Annotated in this window: 21 protein-coding genes; 7 read left to right on the top strand and 14 right to left on the bottom strand. The window is 68.6% G+C overall.

Features of this window, described 5'->3' with window-relative positions; all coding sequences use genetic code 11:
* Positions 1–112: 112 nt before the first annotated feature.
* The 7 genes from AB0J91_RS15705 to AB0J91_RS15675 form a co-directional block, all read right to left on the bottom strand.
* Positions 113–412: a DUF1416 domain-containing protein gene (locus tag AB0J91_RS15705; RefSeq protein ID WP_363785774.1), complete on the bottom strand. Its 300-nt coding sequence runs from the start codon at positions 410–412 to the stop codon at positions 113–115.
* 33 nt (positions 413–445) lie between these two features.
* Positions 446–1,285 (bottom strand): sulfurtransferase, encoded by an 840-nt coding sequence (locus tag AB0J91_RS15700; RefSeq protein ID WP_363785776.1) that lies wholly within the window; start codon positions 1,283–1,285, stop codon positions 446–448.
* Positions 1,286–1,317: 32 nt separating this feature from the next.
* A complete protein-coding gene (locus tag AB0J91_RS15695; RefSeq protein ID WP_363868810.1) occupies positions 1,318–1,761 on the bottom strand; it encodes a DUF4395 domain-containing protein in 444 nt (147 codons plus the stop codon).
* Between the two features lie 130 nt (positions 1,762–1,891).
* Positions 1,892–1,957 carry a putative leader peptide gene (locus AB0J91_RS15690; RefSeq protein ID WP_363786369.1) on the bottom strand — a complete coding sequence of 22 codons (66 nt, stop codon included), beginning with the start codon at positions 1,955–1,957 and terminating at the stop codon, positions 1,892–1,894.
* Positions 1,958–2,208: 251 nt separating this feature from the next.
* Positions 2,209–2,646, bottom strand: a complete 438-nt coding sequence (locus AB0J91_RS15685) for a thioredoxin family protein (protein WP_363868807.1) — start codon at positions 2,644–2,646, stop codon at positions 2,209–2,211.
* Positions 2,643–3,446: an LmeA family phospholipid-binding protein gene (locus AB0J91_RS15680; RefSeq protein WP_363868804.1), complete on the bottom strand. Its 804-nt coding sequence runs from the start codon at positions 3,444–3,446 to the stop codon at positions 2,643–2,645. Before AB0J91_RS15680 ends, AB0J91_RS15685 begins: the two co-directional genes overlap by 4 nt.
* Positions 3,443–4,237 (bottom strand): alpha/beta fold hydrolase, encoded by a 795-nt coding sequence (locus tag AB0J91_RS15675; protein ID WP_363868801.1) that lies wholly within the window; start codon positions 4,235–4,237, stop codon positions 3,443–3,445. Before AB0J91_RS15675 ends, AB0J91_RS15680 begins: the two co-directional genes overlap by 4 nt.
* Positions 4,238–4,420: 183 nt before the next feature.
* Here AB0J91_RS15675 and AB0J91_RS15670 point away from each other — a divergent pair, with 183 nt between their 5' ends.
* From AB0J91_RS15670 to pstB, 6 genes are all read left to right on the top strand, one after another.
* Positions 4,421–5,185, top strand: a complete 765-nt coding sequence (locus AB0J91_RS15670) for a response regulator transcription factor (RefSeq protein WP_363868798.1) — start codon at positions 4,421–4,423, stop codon at positions 5,183–5,185.
* 83 nt (positions 5,186–5,268) lie between these two features.
* On the top strand, positions 5,269–6,216 hold the full coding sequence (mshD, locus tag AB0J91_RS15665; RefSeq protein WP_363868845.1) for a mycothiol synthase: 948 nt from the start codon (positions 5,269–5,271) through the stop codon (positions 6,214–6,216).
* Positions 6,217–6,437: 221 nt separating this feature from the next.
* Positions 6,438–7,553, top strand: coding sequence for a phosphate ABC transporter substrate-binding protein PstS (pstS, locus tag AB0J91_RS15660; protein WP_363868795.1), 1,116 nt, complete (start codon positions 6,438–6,440; stop codon positions 7,551–7,553).
* A 165-nt stretch (positions 7,554–7,718) separates the two neighbouring features.
* Positions 7,719–8,684: a phosphate ABC transporter permease subunit PstC gene (pstC, locus tag AB0J91_RS15655; protein WP_363868842.1), complete on the top strand. Its 966-nt coding sequence runs from the start codon at positions 7,719–7,721 to the stop codon at positions 8,682–8,684.
* Positions 8,681–9,595 carry a phosphate ABC transporter permease PstA gene (gene pstA / locus AB0J91_RS15650; protein WP_363785793.1) on the top strand — a complete coding sequence of 305 codons (915 nt, stop codon included), beginning with the start codon at positions 8,681–8,683 and terminating at the stop codon, positions 9,593–9,595. Before pstC ends, pstA begins: the two co-directional genes overlap by 4 nt.
* Before the next feature lie 11 nt (positions 9,596–9,606).
* Positions 9,607–10,383: a phosphate ABC transporter ATP-binding protein PstB gene (gene pstB / locus AB0J91_RS15645; protein ID WP_363868792.1), complete on the top strand. Its 777-nt coding sequence runs from the start codon at positions 9,607–9,609 to the stop codon at positions 10,381–10,383.
* 256 nt (positions 10,384–10,639) lie between these two features.
* On the opposite strand, the gene AB0J91_RS15640 is transcribed toward pstB, so the two are convergent.
* From AB0J91_RS15640 to AB0J91_RS15610, 7 genes are all read right to left on the bottom strand, one after another.
* Positions 10,640–11,479: a helix-turn-helix transcriptional regulator gene (locus AB0J91_RS15640; protein ID WP_363868789.1), complete on the bottom strand. Its 840-nt coding sequence runs from the start codon at positions 11,477–11,479 to the stop codon at positions 10,640–10,642.
* A gap of 151 nt (positions 11,480–11,630) precedes the next feature.
* A complete protein-coding gene (phoU, locus tag AB0J91_RS15635) occupies positions 11,631–12,278 on the bottom strand; it encodes a phosphate signaling complex protein PhoU (RefSeq protein ID WP_132621699.1) in 648 nt (215 codons plus the stop codon).
* Positions 12,279–12,381: 103 nt separating this feature from the next.
* A complete protein-coding gene (locus AB0J91_RS15630; protein ID WP_363868786.1) occupies positions 12,382–14,685 on the bottom strand; it encodes an LCP family protein in 2,304 nt (767 codons plus the stop codon).
* Positions 14,686–14,936: 251 nt separating this feature from the next.
* The gene (locus AB0J91_RS15625; protein ID WP_363868839.1) at positions 14,937–15,683 is read right to left on the bottom strand and encodes a GGDEF domain-containing protein; all 747 of its coding nucleotides are present in this window, start codon (positions 15,681–15,683) and stop codon (positions 14,937–14,939) included.
* 370 nt (positions 15,684–16,053) lie between these two features.
* Entirely contained in the window at positions 16,054–16,449 is a 396-nt protein-coding gene (locus AB0J91_RS15620; protein ID WP_235875595.1) for a hypothetical protein, read from the bottom strand.
* Between the two features lie 9 nt (positions 16,450–16,458).
* Positions 16,459–17,613 carry a tRNA dihydrouridine synthase DusB gene (dusB, locus tag AB0J91_RS15615; protein WP_363868783.1) on the bottom strand — a complete coding sequence of 385 codons (1,155 nt, stop codon included), beginning with the start codon at positions 17,611–17,613 and terminating at the stop codon, positions 16,459–16,461.
* 125 nt (positions 17,614–17,738) lie between these two features.
* The gene (locus AB0J91_RS15610; RefSeq protein WP_363868779.1) at positions 17,739–18,365 is read right to left on the bottom strand and encodes a superoxide dismutase family protein; all 627 of its coding nucleotides are present in this window, start codon (positions 18,363–18,365) and stop codon (positions 17,739–17,741) included.
* A gap of 436 nt (positions 18,366–18,801) precedes the next feature.
* Between AB0J91_RS15610 and AB0J91_RS15605 the strand changes: the two genes are divergently transcribed.
* Entirely contained in the window at positions 18,802–19,101 is a 300-nt protein-coding gene (locus AB0J91_RS15605; protein ID WP_363785813.1) for a hypothetical protein, read from the top strand.
* Positions 19,102–19,109 lie beyond the last annotated feature (8 nt).

Genomic DNA, 19,109 nt, shown 5'->3' with positions numbered 1-19,109 from the left:
TCTACTTACCTTATTACCTTTTTTCAATTTGTTTGTTGTTTTTTTTGTGGTGATATACACCTATGTCCCGGGCCCCCACCACGCCGGGCCCCCCCCCTTCGTGCTGCGCAGGTCAGGCGACCGCGATGTCCACGGCGTGGACTCCGGTGCCCGTCGGGGAGACCTTGGACTCGCCCTTGCCGCTGCGGTGCAGCGCGCGGACGGTCCAGTCACCCGGAGCCGCGTAGAACCGGAAGTCGCCCTCCTCGGAGGTGACGACCTCGGCGGTGAACTCACCCGAGGAGTCCAGCAGGCGGACGAAAGCCCCGCCGACGGGCGACTCCCCGGACCGCACCTTGCCGGCCACGACGACCTGGTCAGTGGCCTCGTCGACCGCGGTTGCCGACTGCTGCGGCGCTCCGCATCCACTCATGTCACAAACTCCTTGCTCGGTGTTACCGGGTGATCAGGCCTCGGACGGGTTCTCGATCGGCACGCCGACCAGCGAGCCGTACTCGGTCCAGGAACCGTCGTAGTTCTTGACGTTCTGGTGGCCCAGCAGCTCGCGCAGCACGAACCAGGTGTGCGACGAGCGCTCGCCGATGCGGCAGTAGGCGATGGTGTCCTTGGCGGTGTCCAGCCCGGCCTCGCCGTAGATCTCCTTGAGCTCCTCGTCGGAGCGGAAGGTGCCGTCCTCGTTCGCGGCCTTGCTCCACGGCACGTTGATCGCGCTGGGGATGTGGCCACCGCGCTGCGCGGCTTCCTGCGGCAGGTGCGCCGGGGCCAGCAGCTTGCCGGAGAACTCGTCGGGCGAACGCACGTCGACCAGGTTCTTGTTGCCGATGGCGTCCACGACCTCGTCCCGGAAGGCGCGGATCGAGGTGTCCGGCTCCTGGGCCTTGTAGGTGGTGGAGGCCTTGTTCGGCTCTTCCTTGGTCAGCTCGCGGCCGTCGAGCTCCCACTTCTTGCGGCCACCGTCGAGCAGCTTGACGTCGCCGTGGCCGTAGAGCTTGAAGTACCAGTAAGCGTAGGCGGCGAACCAGTTGTTGTTGCCGCCGTAGAGCACCACCGTGTCGTCGTTGCTGATGCCCTTGGCCGACAGGAGCTTCTCGAAGCCCTCGCGGTCGACGAAGTCACGACGGACGTGGTCCTGCAGCTCGTTCTTCCAGTCCAGCTTGATGGCCCCGGGGATGTGGCCGCCGTCGTAGGCGGTGGTGTCCTCGTCCACCTCAGCGAACACCACCCCGGCGGTGTTCAGGTTCTCTTCGGCCCACTCGGTGGAGACCAGGACCTCTGCGCGGCTCATCGAGCGACTCCTTCGTTGATCTTCGAACTTGGTCAGTCTGTTGTGGACGCCCCGGCCGGCGCGAACCGGCGGAGCACCAGGTACATCTGGCAGCCGAGGCAGTAGCCGAACACCGCGTTGAGCAGTGCCGCCACCAGGGCTAGGGCGTTTGCCGCGATGCCGAGAGTGGTCAGGTCCGCCGCGTAGCCGATGGTGGCCACGAGGGTGAAGACGAAGCCCACTCCTTGCGAGAAGCGAACGGGTGCGGGGTCCTCGCGGTCCTCCGGCGCGACCGGTGGGAGCTTGGACTGAACGGTCGTGCGGAACAGCGCGCCCCACGGGTTGAGCTGCATTCCGATGAACGCGCACAGACCGAACAGAACCATCTGGGCCGCCATGACGCGCCAGCTCGTGGTGACCAGGCCCAACGCGAGGATCACGCTGGTCATCGCTGCTGTGAACCTGACCCCGCGTGGGTCGAGCGTCGTGACAGACATCTTTCGAGGGCCTCCTGACGATGTGGACTGGGTCTGCCGAGTCCGTCAGGCGGTGGGCGCGCGCCGGCGAGAGTCATGAGGACATGACGAGGCCGTGCTTGGAACGCGTACTACCGCCCGGTCAGTGCCATCAACACAGGCTGCTACCCACGCGGCAGAGATCAACCGCGCGCCTTCGGGTCAGCAGTACATGCACGAGACGGAGGTTACCCGGATCGACCGATCGCCGGGAAGAACGTTCATACAGTGGGACGGATTGGACCGTGCTGCTCACTTTGCGTGGCGGTGCGGGTGGCGGAACCTGACACGCCGCCTGGACTCCGGGCGCCACTCCATCATGTATGCCGATGCACCTCGTCGTGGCGTCCTCACCAGGCGACGTGTCAGAACCCGCGGCGGTGCCGGGTGCTCAGGTGGTGAACGAGACAACGGCTGCGCCGTTGCAGGTCACAGGTGCGCCTGGATCGCCTCGGAGAGGGCCTGGGGGCGGGGGACGCCGCCGACGCGGAACAGCTCCCGGCCCGCGCGGTCCAGGACCAGGGTCGTCGGGGTGCTGTGCACGCGCAGCGGCGTGGACCACTCGGGGTGGTCGGTGAGGTCGACCTCGACGTGGCGGACGTCGGTGGTCTTGCCCGCGAAGTCGGCCAGCAGGATGCGGGCGTGCCGGCACGGCTGGCAGAAGGTGGTCGACAGCTGGAGCAGCGTCACCTTCGCGTCCGGTTCCGGGGCGTCGGCGAGCCGCTGCTTGAGCCCGTCCGGGAAGTTGTCGGTCACGATCTCCTCACCGCTGCTCTCGCGCACCTTGCCCTGCCGGGCCTGCCAGACCAGCCCGAGCACGAGGGCCACCGGCACGACGATCAGCAGTGCGATCACACCTGGGCTCATCCCGTGGTCACCCCGTTGCCGTTGACCGTGACGTTCTCCGCGGTGCCCTCGATGACCAGCGCGCCGCGCTCGGCGCGCACCGCCGTGGGCTGCACCTCGAACGGCAGCATCCCCGGGTCGAGGGTGGTGTTGAACTGCTTGAGCACCGACTGCTCGAAGATCGGCGGCAGGTCGATCGGTCCCAGCGCGCTGTTGTTCAGCTCCAGCTTGCGCGGCTCGATCTCCATCTTGCCGTTGACCAGCGACAACACCGCGATCACCCGCACCTTGTTGTCGGAGCCCGCGATGTTGACGGTGCCGTCGAGCTGCACCGGCACGCGCTGGTCGTCGCCGCCCTCGGCCAGCCGCTTGTCGGACTCGCTGATGTTGCCCTCGTCGTCGGCGAGCGCGTCGGGGGCAGCCGGTTCGATGGTCAGGTCCTGGATGCCGATCAGGCGCGCGACGTCGGAGGCCTTCAGCTTCACCCGGCCCACCAGCTGGTCGACCGTGAACTGATCGGCGGTGCCCGCGATGACCTCGGAGGTCGCGACCTTCACGCCGTGCAGGTCGGCCTCGATGCCCACCTCGTTGAACGGCTCGACCGGCACCGCGTTGGCCACCAGCTGCACGTCGCGGTAGTTGCCCGCGGCGACCTGGGTCAGGAACGGGAAGCCGTTGATCGAGACTTCGGGCTGCTCCGGCAGCTTGAGCTGCTGGGCGACCTTCTTCGACACCTGGTACTCGGCGAACGCGGCCGAGCCGAAGTCGGCGGCGACCAGGAGGCCGATGACGAGGACGAGGGTGATCGCGAGCTTCTTCACTCCGCGCGTTCCGTTCTGTCGGGGCGCCGGGGGCCCGACCGGGCCCGATCGGGTGGTGACACTGTATCGACCGCCCACGCCGCGATCCGGTCCACCAGTTCGGGGGTGGTCGAGCTCTCGGCGTGGCGCATGCCCTCGACCAGCCAGAACTCCGCGCCGCCCGCTTCGCTGAGGGCGCGCGCGTCGGATGGTGGGAAGTAGTGATCCTCGGCACCGTGCACGATCAGCTGAGGCACCTCGATGCGGGTGGCGAGTTCGATCGGCGACACCGGAACCCGAGGCCACGGACCGGCCAGCCGGACGCCGAGCAGGCGGGCGCTCAACCGCCCGTGGGGTTGTTCGAGCAGCCAGTGGACCCTGCGCATCGCGGGGGTGTCGCGCACGAACCAGCGCGCCGGGCTGCTCACCGAGATCACCGCGTCCGGCGGGGTGCCCAGCGCTGCCTGCCGGAGCACGACCGATCCGCCGAGGGAGAACCCGACCGTGACGACGCGCTCGCAGCCGGCCGCGCGCAGGTGCGCCACGGCCACGTCGATGTCCATGGCCTCGTTCGGGCCGACGGTGGTCCGCCCACCGGAGCGGCCGTGGCCGCGGAAGTCCGTGGCCAGCACCGGCCCGTGCGCGGCGAGCCGTTCCAGGACGCTGCGCACGCCGGGCTTCCGGATGTGGTTGGTGAAGCCGTGACCGACGACGAAGCCCAGGGGCGCCGGAAGCCCCGGGCCGGGGTGCAGAACGCCGCGCAGCCGGGTGCCGTCTTCGGCTCGCAACGTGACGGGGCGACGGCGAAACATCTGTGAAACATGTGGTGCGCTTCCGTTCACAAATGTGATGCCCTCGGTTGGACCTGGGTTTTTCCGCCGCATGTCGGTTATTCTCCTTGCCATCCACAGGCAACGACGCCAAGTCATCCGATGACTGCGGGTGATGGCCACTCACGGCCGTCAGTCGTTCTCGCCTGGAGATGGAGGCCCCAGATGAGCTCCGAGCTGCTCCTGCTGACCAGTGAACCCGATTGCGACGCGGTCCTTCCGTCGCTGGCACTGCTGCCGCACCGGGTGCGAGTGCTGCCCGCCGACCCCGGGGCCATCCTGTCGGGCGGTGCGCACGACGTGGTCATCGTCGACGCCCGCACCGACCTCGTGGGTGCCCGTGACCTGTGCCGCCTGCTCGCTGCCGGTGACGCACCGGTGATCGCCCTGGTCAACGAGGGTGGTCTGGTGACCGTCAACGCCGAGTGGGGGGTCGACGACATCCTGCTGCCGACCACCGGACCGGCCGAGATCGACGCCCGGCTGCGCCTGCTGGTCTCCCGCCGCAGCGAGTCCTCCTCCACCGGTGACGGTTCGCTGAGCGTCGGCGACCTGGTCATCGAGGAGGCCACCTACACCGCCCGGCTGCGCGGCCGGGCGCTCGAACTGACCTACAAGGAGTTCGAGCTGCTGAAGTACCTGGCCGGTCACGCGGGCCGGGTGTTCACCCGCGCCCAGCTGCTGCAGGAGGTCTGGGGCTACGATTTCTTCGGCGGCACCCGCACCGTCGACGTGCACGTCCGGCGGCTGCGCGCCAAGCTCGGCCCGGAGCACGACTCGATGATCGGCACCGTGCGCAACGTGGGCTACAAGTTCGTCCGCCCGAACCGCGGAGGTTCGACCTCCCCGCTGGCCGCCGAGGTCGCGGAGGCCGAGTCCGCTGCGGCTGAGGCCGTGGAGTCGGCGGACTTGCGGAGCCTCAACGCGTAACCGCGAGATCACCCGACGAAGCCCTCGATCTTGAAGGTCGGGGGCTTCGTCGCGTGCGCGTGGGTAGGGTCGTGGATGTGCAGCTGACTTGGCGTAATGGACTGGACGACAGCGAGACGGCCGAGGTGATGGGCCTGCTCGACGAGACCGAGAAGGCCGACGGTGTCGCTCCGGTCGGTGAGCACGTGATCCTGCGGCTCAAGGCCCACCGCGACGTCGTCCACCAGATCGAGCCGGTGCAGGCCGATGTGCGGTCCGAGCACTTCATCGTTCGCGATTCCGGCGGCGTGCTGACCGGCTACGCGCACCTGGACACCGAGCACGAGGCCGGTTCGGGTCAGCTGGTCGCCGAGCTCGCCGTCCACCCCGAGCACCGGAGGCTGGGTGCGGGCACCCGGCTCGTCGAGGCGCTGCTGGAGCGCGCGGATCTGGGTGCCGAGCCGGACGCCGACACCGGGCGGCTGCGGATCTGGTCGCACGGCGAGCACCCGGGCGCGTTGCGGCTGTCCGAGCGCTACGGCTTCCACCGGCCGCGCGAGCTGTGGCGGATGGGCCGCGAGCTGGCCGAGCCGGAGCTGCCCGCCGCGCAGCCACCGGAGGGCGTGGCCATCCGCACCTTCCGGCCCGGCGAGGACGAGGCCGCGGTGGTCCGGGTGAACCACCGCGCGTTCGTCTGGCACCCGGAGCAGGGCGACATGACCGAGGGGGACGTGCGAGCCAAGGAGAAGGAGGACTGGTTCGACCCGGAGGGCTTCTTCCTGGCGGTCGACGAGTCCGGCGAGCTCCTGGGGTTCCACTGGACGAAGGTCCACCCCGACGGGACCGGTGAGGTCTACGTCGTCGGTGTCGACCCGCACGCGCAAGGCGGTGGCCTGGGGAAGTCACTGACCGTGGTCGGCCTGCGACACCTTCGGGATACCGGGCGTAGTCGCGTCATCCTCTACGTCGAAGCCGACAACGTGCCTGCGGTGAAGGTCTACCAGCGGCTGGGCTTCGCCAAGTTGGACAGCGACGTGCAATTCGGACGCTGAGCCGAGAATGCTGTGAGTCACGGTGCGAGTGGAAGATCTACCTCCCCCTCGCCCGTTGGGGTGTGTCCCCGCTTACTAAGCGTGCCTTGTTCACTTCGCGTTCACTTGGATGGCGAAGGCAGTCCATCCTCGCTGCTTAGCGTCTGGCTCAAGCGGCATGAAGCACGAGCCTGCGCGGCTCGGCCGCGCCCCGCAGTTTGTCCCTTGGGTGGAGGAACGAAGTGAGAATCAAGCGGCACAGCGCTGCGTTGGCCGTCGTCGCCGCGGGCGCGCTCGTGCTCGCCGGCTGCGGCTCGGACCAGAACGTCCCGCAGGGCGGCGGCAACCCGGCCCTCGACGGCCTGCAGGTCGAGTGCGGTACCAAGCCGGTCTCCGGTGAGGGCTCGTCGGCGCAGAAGAACGCGGTCGACGTCTTCGCACGCGACTACGGCCTCAAGTGCCCGAACCAGACCGTCAACTACACCAAGTCCGGATCCGGCAAGGGCGTCGCCGCCTTCACCGCCGGCCAGATCGACTTCGGTGGTTCCGACTCCGCGCTGAAGGAGGAGAAGGGCGAGGTCGCCAAGGCGGCCGAGCGCTGCCAGGGCAACCCGGCCTGGAACCTGCCGATGGTGTTCGGTCCCGTCGCCATGTCCTACAACATCCCCGGCGTCTCCGACCTGACCCTCAACCCCGACGTGATCGCCAAGATCTTCAAGGGTGAGATCAAGAAGTGGGACGACCCGGCGGTCAAGGCGCTGAACCCCAACGCTCAGCTGCCGTCGATCGACATCGTTCCGTTCTTCCGCTCGGACGAGTCGGGCACCACCGAGAACTTCCAGAAGTACCTCAAGACCGCTACCGGTGGCGCGTTCTCCGGTGAGGGCAAGACCTTCCAGGGCGGTCAGGGCGTCGGCCAGGGCCGTGACGGCTCCGACCAGGTCGCGCAGTCGGTCAAGGCCACCGAGGGCGGCTTCACCTACGTCGAGTGGTCCTTCCCGAAGAACCTGGGCCTGGGCATCGCCAAGATCGACAGCGGCGCCGGCCCGGTCGAGCTCAACACCGCCAACGTCGGCAAGGCCATCGAGGGCGCCAAGATCGAGGGTGAGGGCAACGACCTCAAGGTCGACCTGGAGTCGATCTACGGCAACAAGGCCGCGGGCGTCTACCCGATCGTGCTGAACACCTACGAGATCGTCTGCTCGAAGGGCTACGACCCGGAGACCACCAAGGCGGTCAAGGCGTTCCTGACCGTGGCTGCCAACGCCAACCCGCAGGAGCTCGAGAAGGCGGGTTACGTCCCGCTGCCGGAGAGCTTCAAGGGCAAGGTCCTGGAAGCCGTCAACGCCATCTCTTGAGAGTGACCGGGCCCGCCCGCACCCCGGGCGGGCCCCTGGTCCAACGGACAAGATGAGAGGCTGCAAACAGCAGTGACCGACTCGACGAGAGCCGCCACGCGCCCCGCGGGCACCACCGGTGCCCAGCGGGGCGCTTCGGCGCCCAGTTCCGGACCGGAGGCACCCATTTCCGCTCCAGAGAAGACAGCGGGCAAGTCCTCCCGCGTCGGCGACAAGGTGTTCTCCTCGCTCGCCACCGCTTCGGGTGCGTTCGTGGTGGCGGTGATCGCGGCCATCGCGATCTTCCTGCTCATCCGGGCGATCCCGGCGCTGCAGGTGAACCAGGTGAACTTCCTGTTCAGCAGGGAGTGGGACACCCGGGACCCGAGCAGCATGAGCTTCGGGATCCTCGACCTCGCGTGGATCACCGTGGCCAGCTCCATCGTCGCGCTGGTGATCGCGATGCCGCTGTCCGGTGGGATCGCCCTCTTCCTCACCCGGTACGCGCCGAGGAACCTGGCCCGCCCGTTCGCCTACATCGTCGACCTGCTGGCCGCGGTGCCCTCGGTCGTCTACGGCCTCTGGGGCTTCCTGGTGCTGGGCCCGTTCCTCAAGCCGGTGTCGACGTGGCTGAACGAGACGCTGGGCTGGATCCCGATCTTCGGCCAGGGCAACATCTCCCAGGTCGACTCCGGCGCGAACGTCTTCACCGCCGGGATCGTGCTCGCGGTGATGATCATCCCCACGATCACCGGCGTGACCCGCGAGGTCTTCGCGCGCACCCCGGACGCGCAGATCGAGGGCGCGCTGGCGCTCGGCGCGACCCGCTGGGAGGTCATCAAGACCACGGTGTGGCCCTTCGGCCGGAACGGCTTCGTGGGCGGTTCGATGCTCGGCCTCGGTCGCGCGCTGGGCGAGACGATGGCGCTGACCATCATCTTGAGCGCGACCACCGCGCCGCCCGGGTACAGCATCTTCGACAGCGGAGCGACCTTCGCGTCCAAGATCGCTCTCGGGTCCGCGGAGTTCAACAACAACCTGCAGGTCGGGGCCTACATCTCGGCCGGTCTGGTGCTGTTCATCATCACCTTCGCAGTCAACGCGATCGCGCGCTGGATCGAGAGTGCGGCCGGCGCTAAGGGGAAGTCATGAGGACCGACGCTGCCGACGTGGAGCAGCTCGCAACCGCGCCGGCCTTCCAGAGCATCGGCTTCGGCCGGAAGTTCAAGGACAACCTGGCCACCGTCCTGTTCGCGGCGGCCTTCGTGATCGCGGTCATCCCGCTGCTGTGGGTGCTGTGGACGTTGCTGGAACGCGGTCTCCAGCCGGTCCTCAGCGCCGACTGGTGGTCGCACTCGTTCAAGGGCCTGCTGCCCACCGACACCGGCGGCGGCGTTTACCACGCCATGGTCGGCACGGTCTTCGAAGGCCTGGTCTGCCTGGTCTTCGCGGTTCCGCTGGGCGTGATGGTCGCCGTCTACCTGGTCGAGTACGGACAGCAGTCGAAGCTGGCGAAGGTCGCCACCTTCATGGTGGACATCCTCAGCGGTCTGCCCTCGATCGTGGCCGGCCTGTTCATCTACGCGCTGTGGATCACCACCTTCGGCTTCACCCGCAGCGGTTTCGCGGTGGCGCTGGCGCTGCTGCTGCTGATGCTGCCGGTCGTCGTCCGGGTCACCGAGACGATGCTGCTGATCGTGCCGAACGAACTGCGCGAGGCGGCCTACGCGCTGGGCCTGCCGAAGTGGAAGACGATCGTGCGGATCGTCCTTCCGACCGCGCTGTCGGGCATCGTCACCGGTGTCATGCTCGGCCTGGCGCGCGTGCTCGGCGAGACCGCGCCACTGCTGATCCTGGTCGGGTACTCCTCGGCGATCAACTTCGACCTCTTCGGCGGGGAGATGGCGTCGCTGCCGCTGACCATCTTCATGGAGCGCAGCACCGGAACCATGGCCGGTGACTACCGGATGTGGGGGGCGGCGCTGACCCTCGTGATCGTCATCATGCTGATCAACCTTGCCGCGACCGGTCTGTCCAAGATCTTCGCGATCAAGACCAAGTAGGGACTTTCGAAATGGCCAAGCGTCTCGACATCAAAGACCTGAACCTGCACTACGGCAAGTTCCACGCCGTGCAGGACGTGACCCTGCAGGTGCCCGCCCGCAGCGTCACCGCTTTCATCGGTCCCTCCGGTTGCGGCAAGTCCACCGTGCTGCGGTCGCTGAACCGGATGCACGAGGTCATCCCGGGTGCCCGCGTCGAGGGCAAGGTGATGCTCGACGGCGAGGACATCTACGCCGACAACGTCGATCCGGTGCAGGTGCGCAAGACCATCGGCATGGTCTTCCAGCGGGCCAACCCGTTCCCCACCATGTCCATCCGGGACAACGTGGTGGCCGGGCTGAAGCTGGCGGGCGAGAAGAACAAGTCGCACCTCGACGAGATCGCCGAGAAGGCGCTGCGCGGCGCGAACCTGTGGGAAGAGGTCAAGGACCGGCTGAACAAGCCGGGCGGTGGCCTCTCCGGCGGTCAGCAGCAGCGGCTGTGCATCGCCCGCGCCATCGCCGTGCGCCCCGACGTGCTGCTGATGGACGAGCCCTGCTCCGCGCTGGACCCGATCTCGACCCTGGCGATCGAAGACCTGATCTCGCACCTCAAGCAGGACTACACGATCGTCATCGTCACCCACAACATGCAGCAGGCCGCCCGCGTCAGCGACCAGACCGCGTTCTTCAACCTGCGCGCCGTCGGTGAGCCCGGTCAGCTCGTGGAGATCGACGAAACGGGCAAGATCTTCTCCAACCCCACGCAGAAGGCCACGGAAGACTACATCTCCGGCCGCTTCGGCTGACCTTCGGCGACGCGAAATGCAGGGCCTCCCAAGGGAAGCCCTGCATTTTTGTCCTCTTCTTACGTCAGGCAAGCGACGAAGTCGCTTTCTCCTCACCCCACCTCAGCAGCCGGCACCGCCGCGGGTTCTCAGACGTCTTCTGGGGAGGACAGCCGTAGCGCCGCGTATCCGTTCCATGCTCAAGTCTCGGATCCCGGAGCCAGAAGGCGTCTGAAGTTCCGCTTCCCGCACCGCCAAGCAGAAGGACCACAGAGTCTTAAACCGGCAGCTCGTCTGCGATCGAGGAGATGAAGGCGCTGGAGTCTTTGGGGGTCATGGCGTTGGTGCAGACCTGCTCGAAGGCTTTGAGGTAGTCGGCCGTGTCGGCGGCCTTGTCCAGGAAGCGGGAGTTGGCCGAGTCGCCCAGGTGCACGACCTGGGGGTCGGCCTCGTTGGTGAAGGAGAACACCGCCGCGCGGTCGCCCATCAGCGGGTGGCCGCCGTTGTGGAACGGCAGGACCTGGATGGTGACGTTGCGGCGGTAGCCCAGCAGCACCAGGTGCTCCAGCTGCGCCCGCATCACGGCGGGACCGCCCACGCGGCGCCGCAGAGCCGACTCGTCGAGGACCGCCCACAGCTCCAGGGGTTGTTCGCCCAGCAGCCGCTGCTGGCGCGTGGAGACCACCTTGAGGCGTTCGGCGATCTCGTCGTCGGTGAACACCTGGGAGTCCGAGGCCAGCAGGGCGCGGGTGTAGTCGGTGGTCTGCAGCAGCTCGGGCAGCGGGTCGCTGCCGAAGCAGCTGACGGCCTTCGCCGAGGTCTCCAGCCCGAGGTAGGTCTGCAGGCCGGGACGCAGCGCCGTGCTGGGGTACTGCTGCCACCAGCCGCGCTGCTTGGAGTCCTGGGCCAGGTCGATGAGCGCTTCGAGCTGGTCGCCGGCGACGCCGTAGAACTCGGCCATCAGGCGCACGTCGGAGGTGCGCACCGGTACCCGGCCCAGCTCGATCTGGCTGATCTTGCCCTGCGAGCAGTCCAGGTGGGCTGCGACCTCGCGGTGCGTGCGGCCGGCGATCTCGCGGAGGCGCCGCAGTTCACTTCCCAGTCGACGTCGGTGCACGGTCGGACTCTTACCCACCGAGCACCTCATCGGTACGAGTTCGGTCGCTTCTCACTCGAAAGAGGATGGCACACGATGATCACAACATCGAGTGCTGAGACCGACTATTAATACTTTCCGCGCAAGATCGTCACCGACCAGCGGAAAGCGATCAACGGGACGGCATCTTTCCGGTCACGATGAACTCGACCCGGCGAGCGACCGCGACCGCGTGGTCGGCGAAGCGCTCGTAGAAGCGGCCCAGCAGCGTCACGTCGACGGCCGTGGCCACGCCGTGCTCCCAGTCCGGGCTCATCAGCACGGTGAACAGGTGGCGGTGCAGGTCGTCCATCTCGTCGTCGACCTCGTCCAGCAGCCGGGCGGCCTCGACGTCCTGGGTGCGGATGACGGTGCTCACCTGGTGGGCCAGCTTCACGGCGATGCGGCCCATCTCGGCGAAGTAGGCGGCGACGTCGTCCGGCAGCACCGCGTTCGGGTGCCGGCGCCGGGCGGCCTTGGCCACGTGCAGGGCGAGGTCGCCCATCCGCTCCATGTCCTCGGCGGCGTGGATGGTGGCGATGACGCTGCGCAGGTCACCGGCCACCGGGGCCTGGAGGGCCAGCAGCCCGAAGGCGTACTCCTCGGCCCGGGACCGCGCCTCGTCGACCAGCGCGTCCTCGTCGATGACCTGCTCGGCCAGGCTCAGGTCGGTCTCCAGGAGCGACTTGGTGGCGCGCTCCATCGCCGTGCCGACCATCGCCGACATGGAGGCGAGAACGTCGGTGAGCATGCCTAGTTGTTCCTGGTAGACCTCGCGCATGTCACCCAGCGTACTTCCCCGCGGAATCGGACAGAATGACCTGTGGTGAACCGGAGGTGAAATCGGCGTGATCGACCAGCTCGAAGCCGACGATAACCGCAGGTCAGCCGCAGATCTCGGTTCCAGCGCTCACGGTTGAGTCACCCGGGAGGGACGGCTCCGCGGGCTGCTGGTGCAGCACCCGGCCGACACCTGCCGCGCCACCGGAACCGCCCGATCCGCCGATCGGACTGGACTGGGCGGCCTTCTGCGGAGTGCCGTCGGTGGTCACCGGTGCGTCGTCGATCATCGACTGGAACAGCGCCCTCGCGGCGTCGTCGCGCAGGACCTCCATGCCCTCTTCGTTGGCGTAGCCGGTGGTCGGGACCGTCACGAAGGTGACCTTGTTCGGGTCCAGGCCCTGCAGCTGCTGGCCCAGGTCCATCAGCCGGTCGGCGCCGATGTTGTCGCCGAAGGTGTTGGCGCTGACGGCCTTGACGAAGTCGCTGAGCTTGCGCGGGTCCAGCAGCACCTGGCTGGACATGGTCTTGCGCAGCAGCGACGACAGGAACATCTGCTGGCGCTGCATCCGGCCGTAGTCCGAGGTCGGGTCGCCCTTGACGTGCCGGGCGCGGACGTAGGTCAGGGCCTGGTCGCCGGTGAGGTTGTGCCGTCCGGCCTCGGGGATGACCGTGCCGAGCGTGGAATCCACGACGGGCTTCTCGGTGCAGATCTCGACGCCGTGCACGGCGTCGACCATGGACTTGAAGCCGTTGAAGTCGATGCCGAGGAAGCTGTCCATCCGCAGACCGGAGAGCTGCTGGATGACCTTGGTGGTGCACAGCGGGCCGCCGACCGCGTACGCCTCGTTGAGGCGCGCGCCCTTCTTGCCCGGGACGATCTCGCCGCTGTACTTGCCGGTCTTGGGGTCCCAGCGCTGGCAGTCGGGCCTGTCCACCTGCAGGTCGCGCGGGAAGGACACCAGCTCCACCCGGCTCCGGTCGGCGGGGATGTGGGCGACCATCGTGGTGTCCGAGCGAGCGCCCGGTTCGTCGTTCTCGTCGCCGACGCCGTCGGACGCACTGGCTCCGGCACGGGTGTCGGAGCCGATCATCAGGAAGTTCTGGTCGCCCGCCTGCCCGGCGGCGTCCTTGATGTCGGAGGAGTTCGGGTCCAGCGCCAGCACGGCGGGGGGCCCGAACAGCGCGGTCGCGCCCCAGGCGAAGCCCAGCGACAGGAACACCGTCAGCGACGCGGCGACCGCCACGGCCATGACGATGAGGTGCGTGCGGCGCTTGCGCTGCTTCTTCTTCCACTCCATGCGCGACCCGCCACCGCGGTCGTCGCGGAAGTCGAAGGGCATGTCGCTGCCGAGCTCGGGTTCCTTCTTGTTGCCGGGGAGCCACGCGTAGCGCTTGCGGCGCTTGGCCTCCTCCGCGGCGATCTCGTCGTGCACCGCGGAGAACCGGGCGAGCGTGAGGTCGATCTGCTCGATGTCGTTCTTGCGATCGTCTTCGTCGCCGAAGTCCTCGGCGATGCCGGCTTCGTCGTCGAACTCGTCGAGTTCGGAGTAGCCGTCGGCGGGCGCCACGATCGCGGTCTTCTCGGCCTGCTCGACCGGCGGCGGCGTGGGTTTGGCGGGCCGCGCGGGCCGCTCCTGCTGCGGGGCCGCCGGCACGCGCGGGTGCTGCGTGGTGGCGTCCATGTCGGCGGGCGGGTGCGCGGGGGCCGGATGCGCGGGGGCCGGGCGCGGGTTGCGGCCGGACGGGGGTGAGACGCGCTGCGGGGCGTCGGTGCTCAGCGCCTGGCTGATCCGGGTGGCCTCTTCCGCCGGCGGCTCGGGGCTGCGCCGGGCGGGACGCGCGGCGGCGCCACCGGCGAACGCGGCGGCGGCTCCTGGAGCGGCGGGAGGTGGTGGCGGGGTGGGTCGCTGATTGCGACCGGAGGGCGGGGACACCGGGCCTGCCGGCGGCGGCTGCACGGGCCGCGGGCCGGTGCTCGGCGGGGTCCAGCCGGCCGGGGGCGCCGGGTTGTTCGGCGGAGCGGGCGGCGTGGGCATCGGGCGACTCGGCGGTGCCTGCCGGGGGCGGCGGCCGGTCGGCTCGGGCGAGGTCCACGCCTGCGGAGGTTCCGGCGGTGCCTGCGGAGCGGCCCGACGCGGGCCGGTCTGCGGGGGTTTTTGCGGAGGTTTCTGCGGAGGTTGAGGTGCCGACGGCGGCTGCGGCTCAGCGGCGCGGCGGTGGCCGGAGGTGCCCGGTCCCTTGCCGTGCTTGGACAGCAGGTCGATCACGCGGGTGCCACCCGAGCCGTCCTCTGACAACGCGCGTCGGCGACGTCCGGAACCACTTGCCGAACCGGTGGCATCGGCGTCCTCGTCGGGGCGGGTACGCCGGTGCCCGAAGTCGCCATGCCGGGGGTCTTGCGGCACGCGTGTTCCCTCCCAACCTGCCTCAGTCATCGTTCTGCGGATCTTGACGCGCTCGATACTCCCCGACATGTATCGCGTTGCGCCTCAAAGATAGTACGGCTGATCGCCCGAACTGACGATAGCGCCGACAGTTTCTTCACAATCAGTGCACGATCCTACCGCCCCGCTGGTCTGTTACGACTAACAGTGCTAAGCCAGATGACCGGTATCCGCGCAGCTCGAAGGCACCGAGCGTCCTCGGATGATCGCCATCAGTAACCGACGGCTCTCCCGGCCTCGGTGACGCGCTCGCCTGCGGCACCGGCCAACCGGACTTTCGCGCCCTTCCGGTACGCGACGGCGTTCCGGCCGGCCCGCTTCGCCGCGTACAGCAGAGCGTCGGCGGAGATGAGCTGTTGCTCGCCCGAGACGTGCCCGCCGGTTCCCTGCTCGTGCACGACGCCGATGCTGATGGTCACGCCTAGTCCGGACGCCATGGTCTCCCACGGGAAGTGCTCCACGCGCTGCCGGGCCGCTTCGCAGACCTGCACCGCCGAGTTGGGCAGGATGTGCGGCAGCACCAGCACGAACTCCTCCCCGCCGTAGCGGGCGCAGAACGCGCCGTCCGGCAGCGCCTCCTGCAGCAGGTCGACGACGCGCTGCAGCACCCTGTCCCCGAACAGGTGTCCGTAGGTGTCGTTGACCAGCTTGAACCAGTCCAGGTCGATCAGGGCCACGGCAATGCCCTCGCCGGTCATGGAGTTCTCGGCGACCAGGTCCGCGAGCCGTTCGTCGAGGTAGCGACGGTTGTAGCTGGCGGTGAGGCTGTCGCGCAGGCTCTCCTCGCGAGCCTTGGCGTGCTCCTTGCGCAGCAGTTCGACCTCGCTGCGCAGCTGTTCGGGCACGGCGGGCTTGTCCGACGACATCATGTCCAGCGCGGACCGCAGGTGGTGGTACGCCTGCCGCCACTGGCCCCGGGAGGCCAGCAGGCGCGCGATGGACTCGTGCAGCTCCGCCATGCCCGTGCCGCCGGCGACTTCCTCACGGCTGCGAGGCGTGGGCGGTTGCGGCACGTCACCGCCACCGGAGTGCGGGTCTTGCCCGGCGTACCTGTTGCGGATCACGTCGACCACCTCCCGTCCGCGCTGTCGTCATCTGACGGAACGATCATGCCGGTTGGACTCGCCCCACATCTCAATTCGCGCGATCGGGTGACAACGTCGGCGATCGGAGACCGAGTCATCGGCTCCTAGGTGTGTACCGGGCGGAGGGGCGGATGTGGAAGCGAATCGGTTCGGACCCACCCGCACGGACGAGCCAGTGTCGGTTTCATATCACCGCCCTGCAACCGTACCGAGGTGATCTTGGCCGCATGTCAGAGGTTTTCGGTTATTGGGGACAGGGTGCGAACCCGAAGGTCCGCCCGTCGAGGACTACGAGGTGTTGTGACCCGATTTGATGACCGGTGGCGCTGCCGTTCACGCGGGTGGTGACTTCGACGCCGATCGCCCAGATCTCGCCGCGCGGGACCACGCCGTCGGCGGTGAATCCGGGGTCGGGCCGCAGCGTGCTCCAGGCGGGGTCCAGCTGGACCGTGAGATCGCCGAGTTCGCACGTGCTGTCGGTGAAATCGGGGTGCTGCGAGCGGTGGAAGAACTCCTGCTGCGCCTGCGGCCCGGCTGTCGCGGCGGCGTTGTTGTCCGCGAAGTAGCCGCGGAAGTCCGGCTGCTGCGGGGCCGTCGCACACCCGGTCGCGCACAGCGCGACCAGGAGCGGCCAGACCACTCGCACGGGTCAGCCGCCGCTGGAGTCGATCTCCGCGCCCGAGGGCACGGTGAGGTCGTCGGGGTCGTCCAGCCAGCCTTCCGGCAGCACGACCTTGCCCGCCGATCCCTGCCGTCCGCGCGGTCCTTCGGCGTCGACCGGGAACGGCACGTGCGGGTCGAGCTGGGCCAGCAGGTCGTCGAGCTGCGCGAGGCTGGAGACGAGTCCGAAACCCTGCCGCAGATCCGATCCCACGGGGAATCCCCGCAGGTACTGCGACATGTGCTTGCGCAGGTCCCGAAGGCCCTTCTCCTCGCCCATGTGGTCGGCGAGCAGCTCGCCGTGACGCCGCAGCACGCGCGAGACCTCGCCCAGGTTCGGGCCTTCCGGAACGGGCTGTCCGGTGAACGCGGCCTGCAGGTCGCGGAACAGCCACGGACGCCCGAGGCAGCCGCGGCCGACGACCACGCCGTCGCAACCGGTTTCGGCCACCATCCGCAGCGCGTCGTCGGCGCTGAAGATGTCGCCGTTGCCGAGCACCGGGATGGAGGTGACGTGTTCCTTGAGGGTGCGGATCGCCGACCAGTCCGCGGTGCCGGAGTAGCGCTGCGAAGCGGTCCGGCCGTGCAGCGCGACGGCGGCGGCACCGTTGTCCTCGGCGATGCGACCGGCGTCGAGGTAGGTGATGTGCTCGTCGTCGATGCCGATGCGGAACTTCACCGTGACCGGGATCCCGGCGGGCTCGGCGGCTTCGACGGCGGCGCGCACGATGTCGGCGAACAGCCGCCGCTTGTAGGGCAGCGCCGATCCGCCGCCCTTGCGGGTCACCTTCGGCACCGGGCAGCCGAAGTTCATGTCGACGTGATCGGCGAGGTCCTCCTCGACGATCATGCGCACGGCCTTGCCCATGGTCAGCGGGTCGACGCCGTAGAGCTGCATCGAGCGCGGGTGCTCGTCGGCGTCGAAGGTGATCATTTCCAGCGTCTTCGGGTGCCGTTCCACCAGCGCGCGGCTGGTGATCATCTCGCACACGTACAACCCGGCGCCGTACTCCCGGCACAACCGCCGGAACGCGACGTTGGTGATCCCAGCCATGGGCGCGAGCACCACCGGCGGATCGACCACGTGGGGTCCGATCCGCAGCGTCTTGGCGCCCGTCGCGGCGGGCAGGTCCAGAGCGGTCATCGCACCCATTGTCCCTGATGCCGAACCTCGATCACCCGTGACCTGCGTCGCGGTCGTTCTCGCAGCCGGAAGAGCAGGGAGGGCACCCGCCTGTCGGCGAGTGCCCTCCCGCTGGTTCAGGCGGCTCAGAAGTCCGCGGCGATGCAGGCCAGGCGACCGCCCGCGGAGCCGGCCTTGCCGGGCTCGGAATGGGTGTGGGTCTCGTGGATGACGACCGACTGGGCGTCATCGCGGGTGGCCAGCGCCCAGGAGCCCTCGGCGGTGGCGGTGCCGTTGCCCTGGGCGTCGGTGTGGAAGTCCAGCCAGACCTCGTTCTGCGGGTTGGCGAAGGCCGGGTCGACCGACGGCTTCACCGGGTCGGCCTTCTCCTGGTAGTGCGAGCCGGCGTCCTCGCCGGTCGGGCCGCACGGCTTGACGTGCACGTGCGCACCGTAGGCGCGGTTCGGCTGCAGGCCCTTGACCTCGACGGTCACCTTGCTCTTGCCGTCGGCGTTGGAGGAGGACACGTTGATCTGCCCGCCCACCGGCACCTGGTCCGGCTTGTAGGTGATGGCCTTGGCGGCCGGTGAGAAGTTCTCGAACGTCCCGGAGGTCTGCTTGCCCGCAGCGGACTGTCCCTGGGCGGGCGCCTGCGGCGCGGGCTGGTGCTGCGCGTGCTCGGCCGAATCGCCACCGCCGCAGCCGGCGAGCAGTGCGCCGGCGGTGCACAGGCCCGCGATGGAACCGAACAGTCGCGTCCGCTGCTGAAGCATAGGTATCTGTCCTTAGTGGTTGCCGACGTATCGGCGCCGTTTCTGCCCGCATGAACGGTTTTGGCATATTCAGGTCACGCCTGCTCAGCGGCCGTGCGGGCAATCCCTTCCCTGGGGCTTTGATCCTATGTGCCCAAGGTTGCGGTCCGGCATCACCCGGGCCACGTGGAATCGCAACTTCCGGTTGAGTGAAGAGGTCGCCCCAGCTCGGCACGATCAAGCCTCGGTCCGGAGCGACCCTCGTCACGCCCGGCGCGCACGATTCCACATTGGACTAGACCCGACGTCCCAGGGGGCTCCGGCGAACGCGCGCACCGCTGCTCCGTTCGGCCGATCATCGCGGCGCGTCGTGGGCGGGCGTTGCGGACGGGGTGTGAGATGCCTAATGTGTTACTCGAAGTAACAGGTTCGCTCGACGTCCGCGGAGGAGGTTGCGGTGCCGGTTCCCGAAGCGCTCTCGAAGCTGGTCGACAGCACGGTCGCGCAGACCGCGAAGTTCTACGAGCAGGTTCGCGAGGACACCGCCGAGCACGTCGCGCGGTTCTCCGGACGTGCCGCGAGCTGGGCGGATCAGGCCGGTGCCGCGACGGCGGAGTTCACCGATGACGCCGCGACCAAGGCGGCGGCGGTGAGCAGGACCGCGGCGGACCGGGTCGCCCACGCCACCAGCGGTCTCGCCGACAACGTCGGTGAGCGCATCATCCGCGTCGGCGAGCGGCTCAGCCGCCGCGACTGATCCGCCGA

Origin of the sequence: Saccharopolyspora sp. NPDC049357, assembly GCF_040677225.1 — a bacterium.
GTDB lineage: Bacteria > Actinomycetota > Actinomycetes > Mycobacteriales > Pseudonocardiaceae > Saccharopolyspora.
This window is presented reverse-complemented; position numbering and strand designations above follow the sequence as displayed.

Bases quoted from the DNA above. Each gene is read 5' to 3' on its own strand.
- AB0J91_RS15705 (WP_363785774.1), bottom strand. From the start codon at position 412: ATGAGTGGATGCGGAGCGCCGCAGCAGTCGGCAACCGCGGTCGACGAG.
- AB0J91_RS15700 (WP_363785776.1), bottom strand. From the start codon at position 1,285: ATGAGCCGCGCAGAGGTCCTGGTCTCCACCGAGTGGGCCGAAGAGAAC.
- AB0J91_RS15695 (WP_363868810.1), bottom strand. From the start codon at position 1,761: ATGTCTGTCACGACGCTCGACCCACGCGGGGTCAGGTTCACAGCAGCG.
- AB0J91_RS15685 (WP_363868807.1), bottom strand. From the start codon at position 2,646: ATGAGCCCAGGTGTGATCGCACTGCTGATCGTCGTGCCGGTGGCCCTC.
- AB0J91_RS15675 (WP_363868801.1), bottom strand. From the start codon at position 4,237: ATGTTTCGCCGTCGCCCCGTCACGTTGCGAGCCGAAGACGGCACCCGG.
- AB0J91_RS15670 (WP_363868798.1), top strand. From the start codon at position 4,421: ATGAGCTCCGAGCTGCTCCTGCTGACCAGTGAACCCGATTGCGACGCG.
- pstA (WP_363785793.1), top strand. From the start codon at position 8,681: ATGAGGACCGACGCTGCCGACGTGGAGCAGCTCGCAACCGCGCCGGCC.
- pstB (WP_363868792.1), top strand. From the start codon at position 9,607: ATGGCCAAGCGTCTCGACATCAAAGACCTGAACCTGCACTACGGCAAG.
- phoU (WP_132621699.1), bottom strand. From the start codon at position 12,278: ATGCGCGAGGTCTACCAGGAACAACTAGGCATGCTCACCGACGTTCTC.
- AB0J91_RS15625 (WP_363868839.1), bottom strand. From the start codon at position 15,683: ATGGCGGAGCTGCACGAGTCCATCGCGCGCCTGCTGGCCTCCCGGGGC.
- dusB (WP_363868783.1), bottom strand. From the start codon at position 17,613: ATGACCGCTCTGGACCTGCCCGCCGCGACGGGCGCCAAGACGCTGCGG.
- AB0J91_RS15610 (WP_363868779.1), bottom strand. From the start codon at position 18,365: ATGCTTCAGCAGCGGACGCGACTGTTCGGTTCCATCGCGGGCCTGTGC.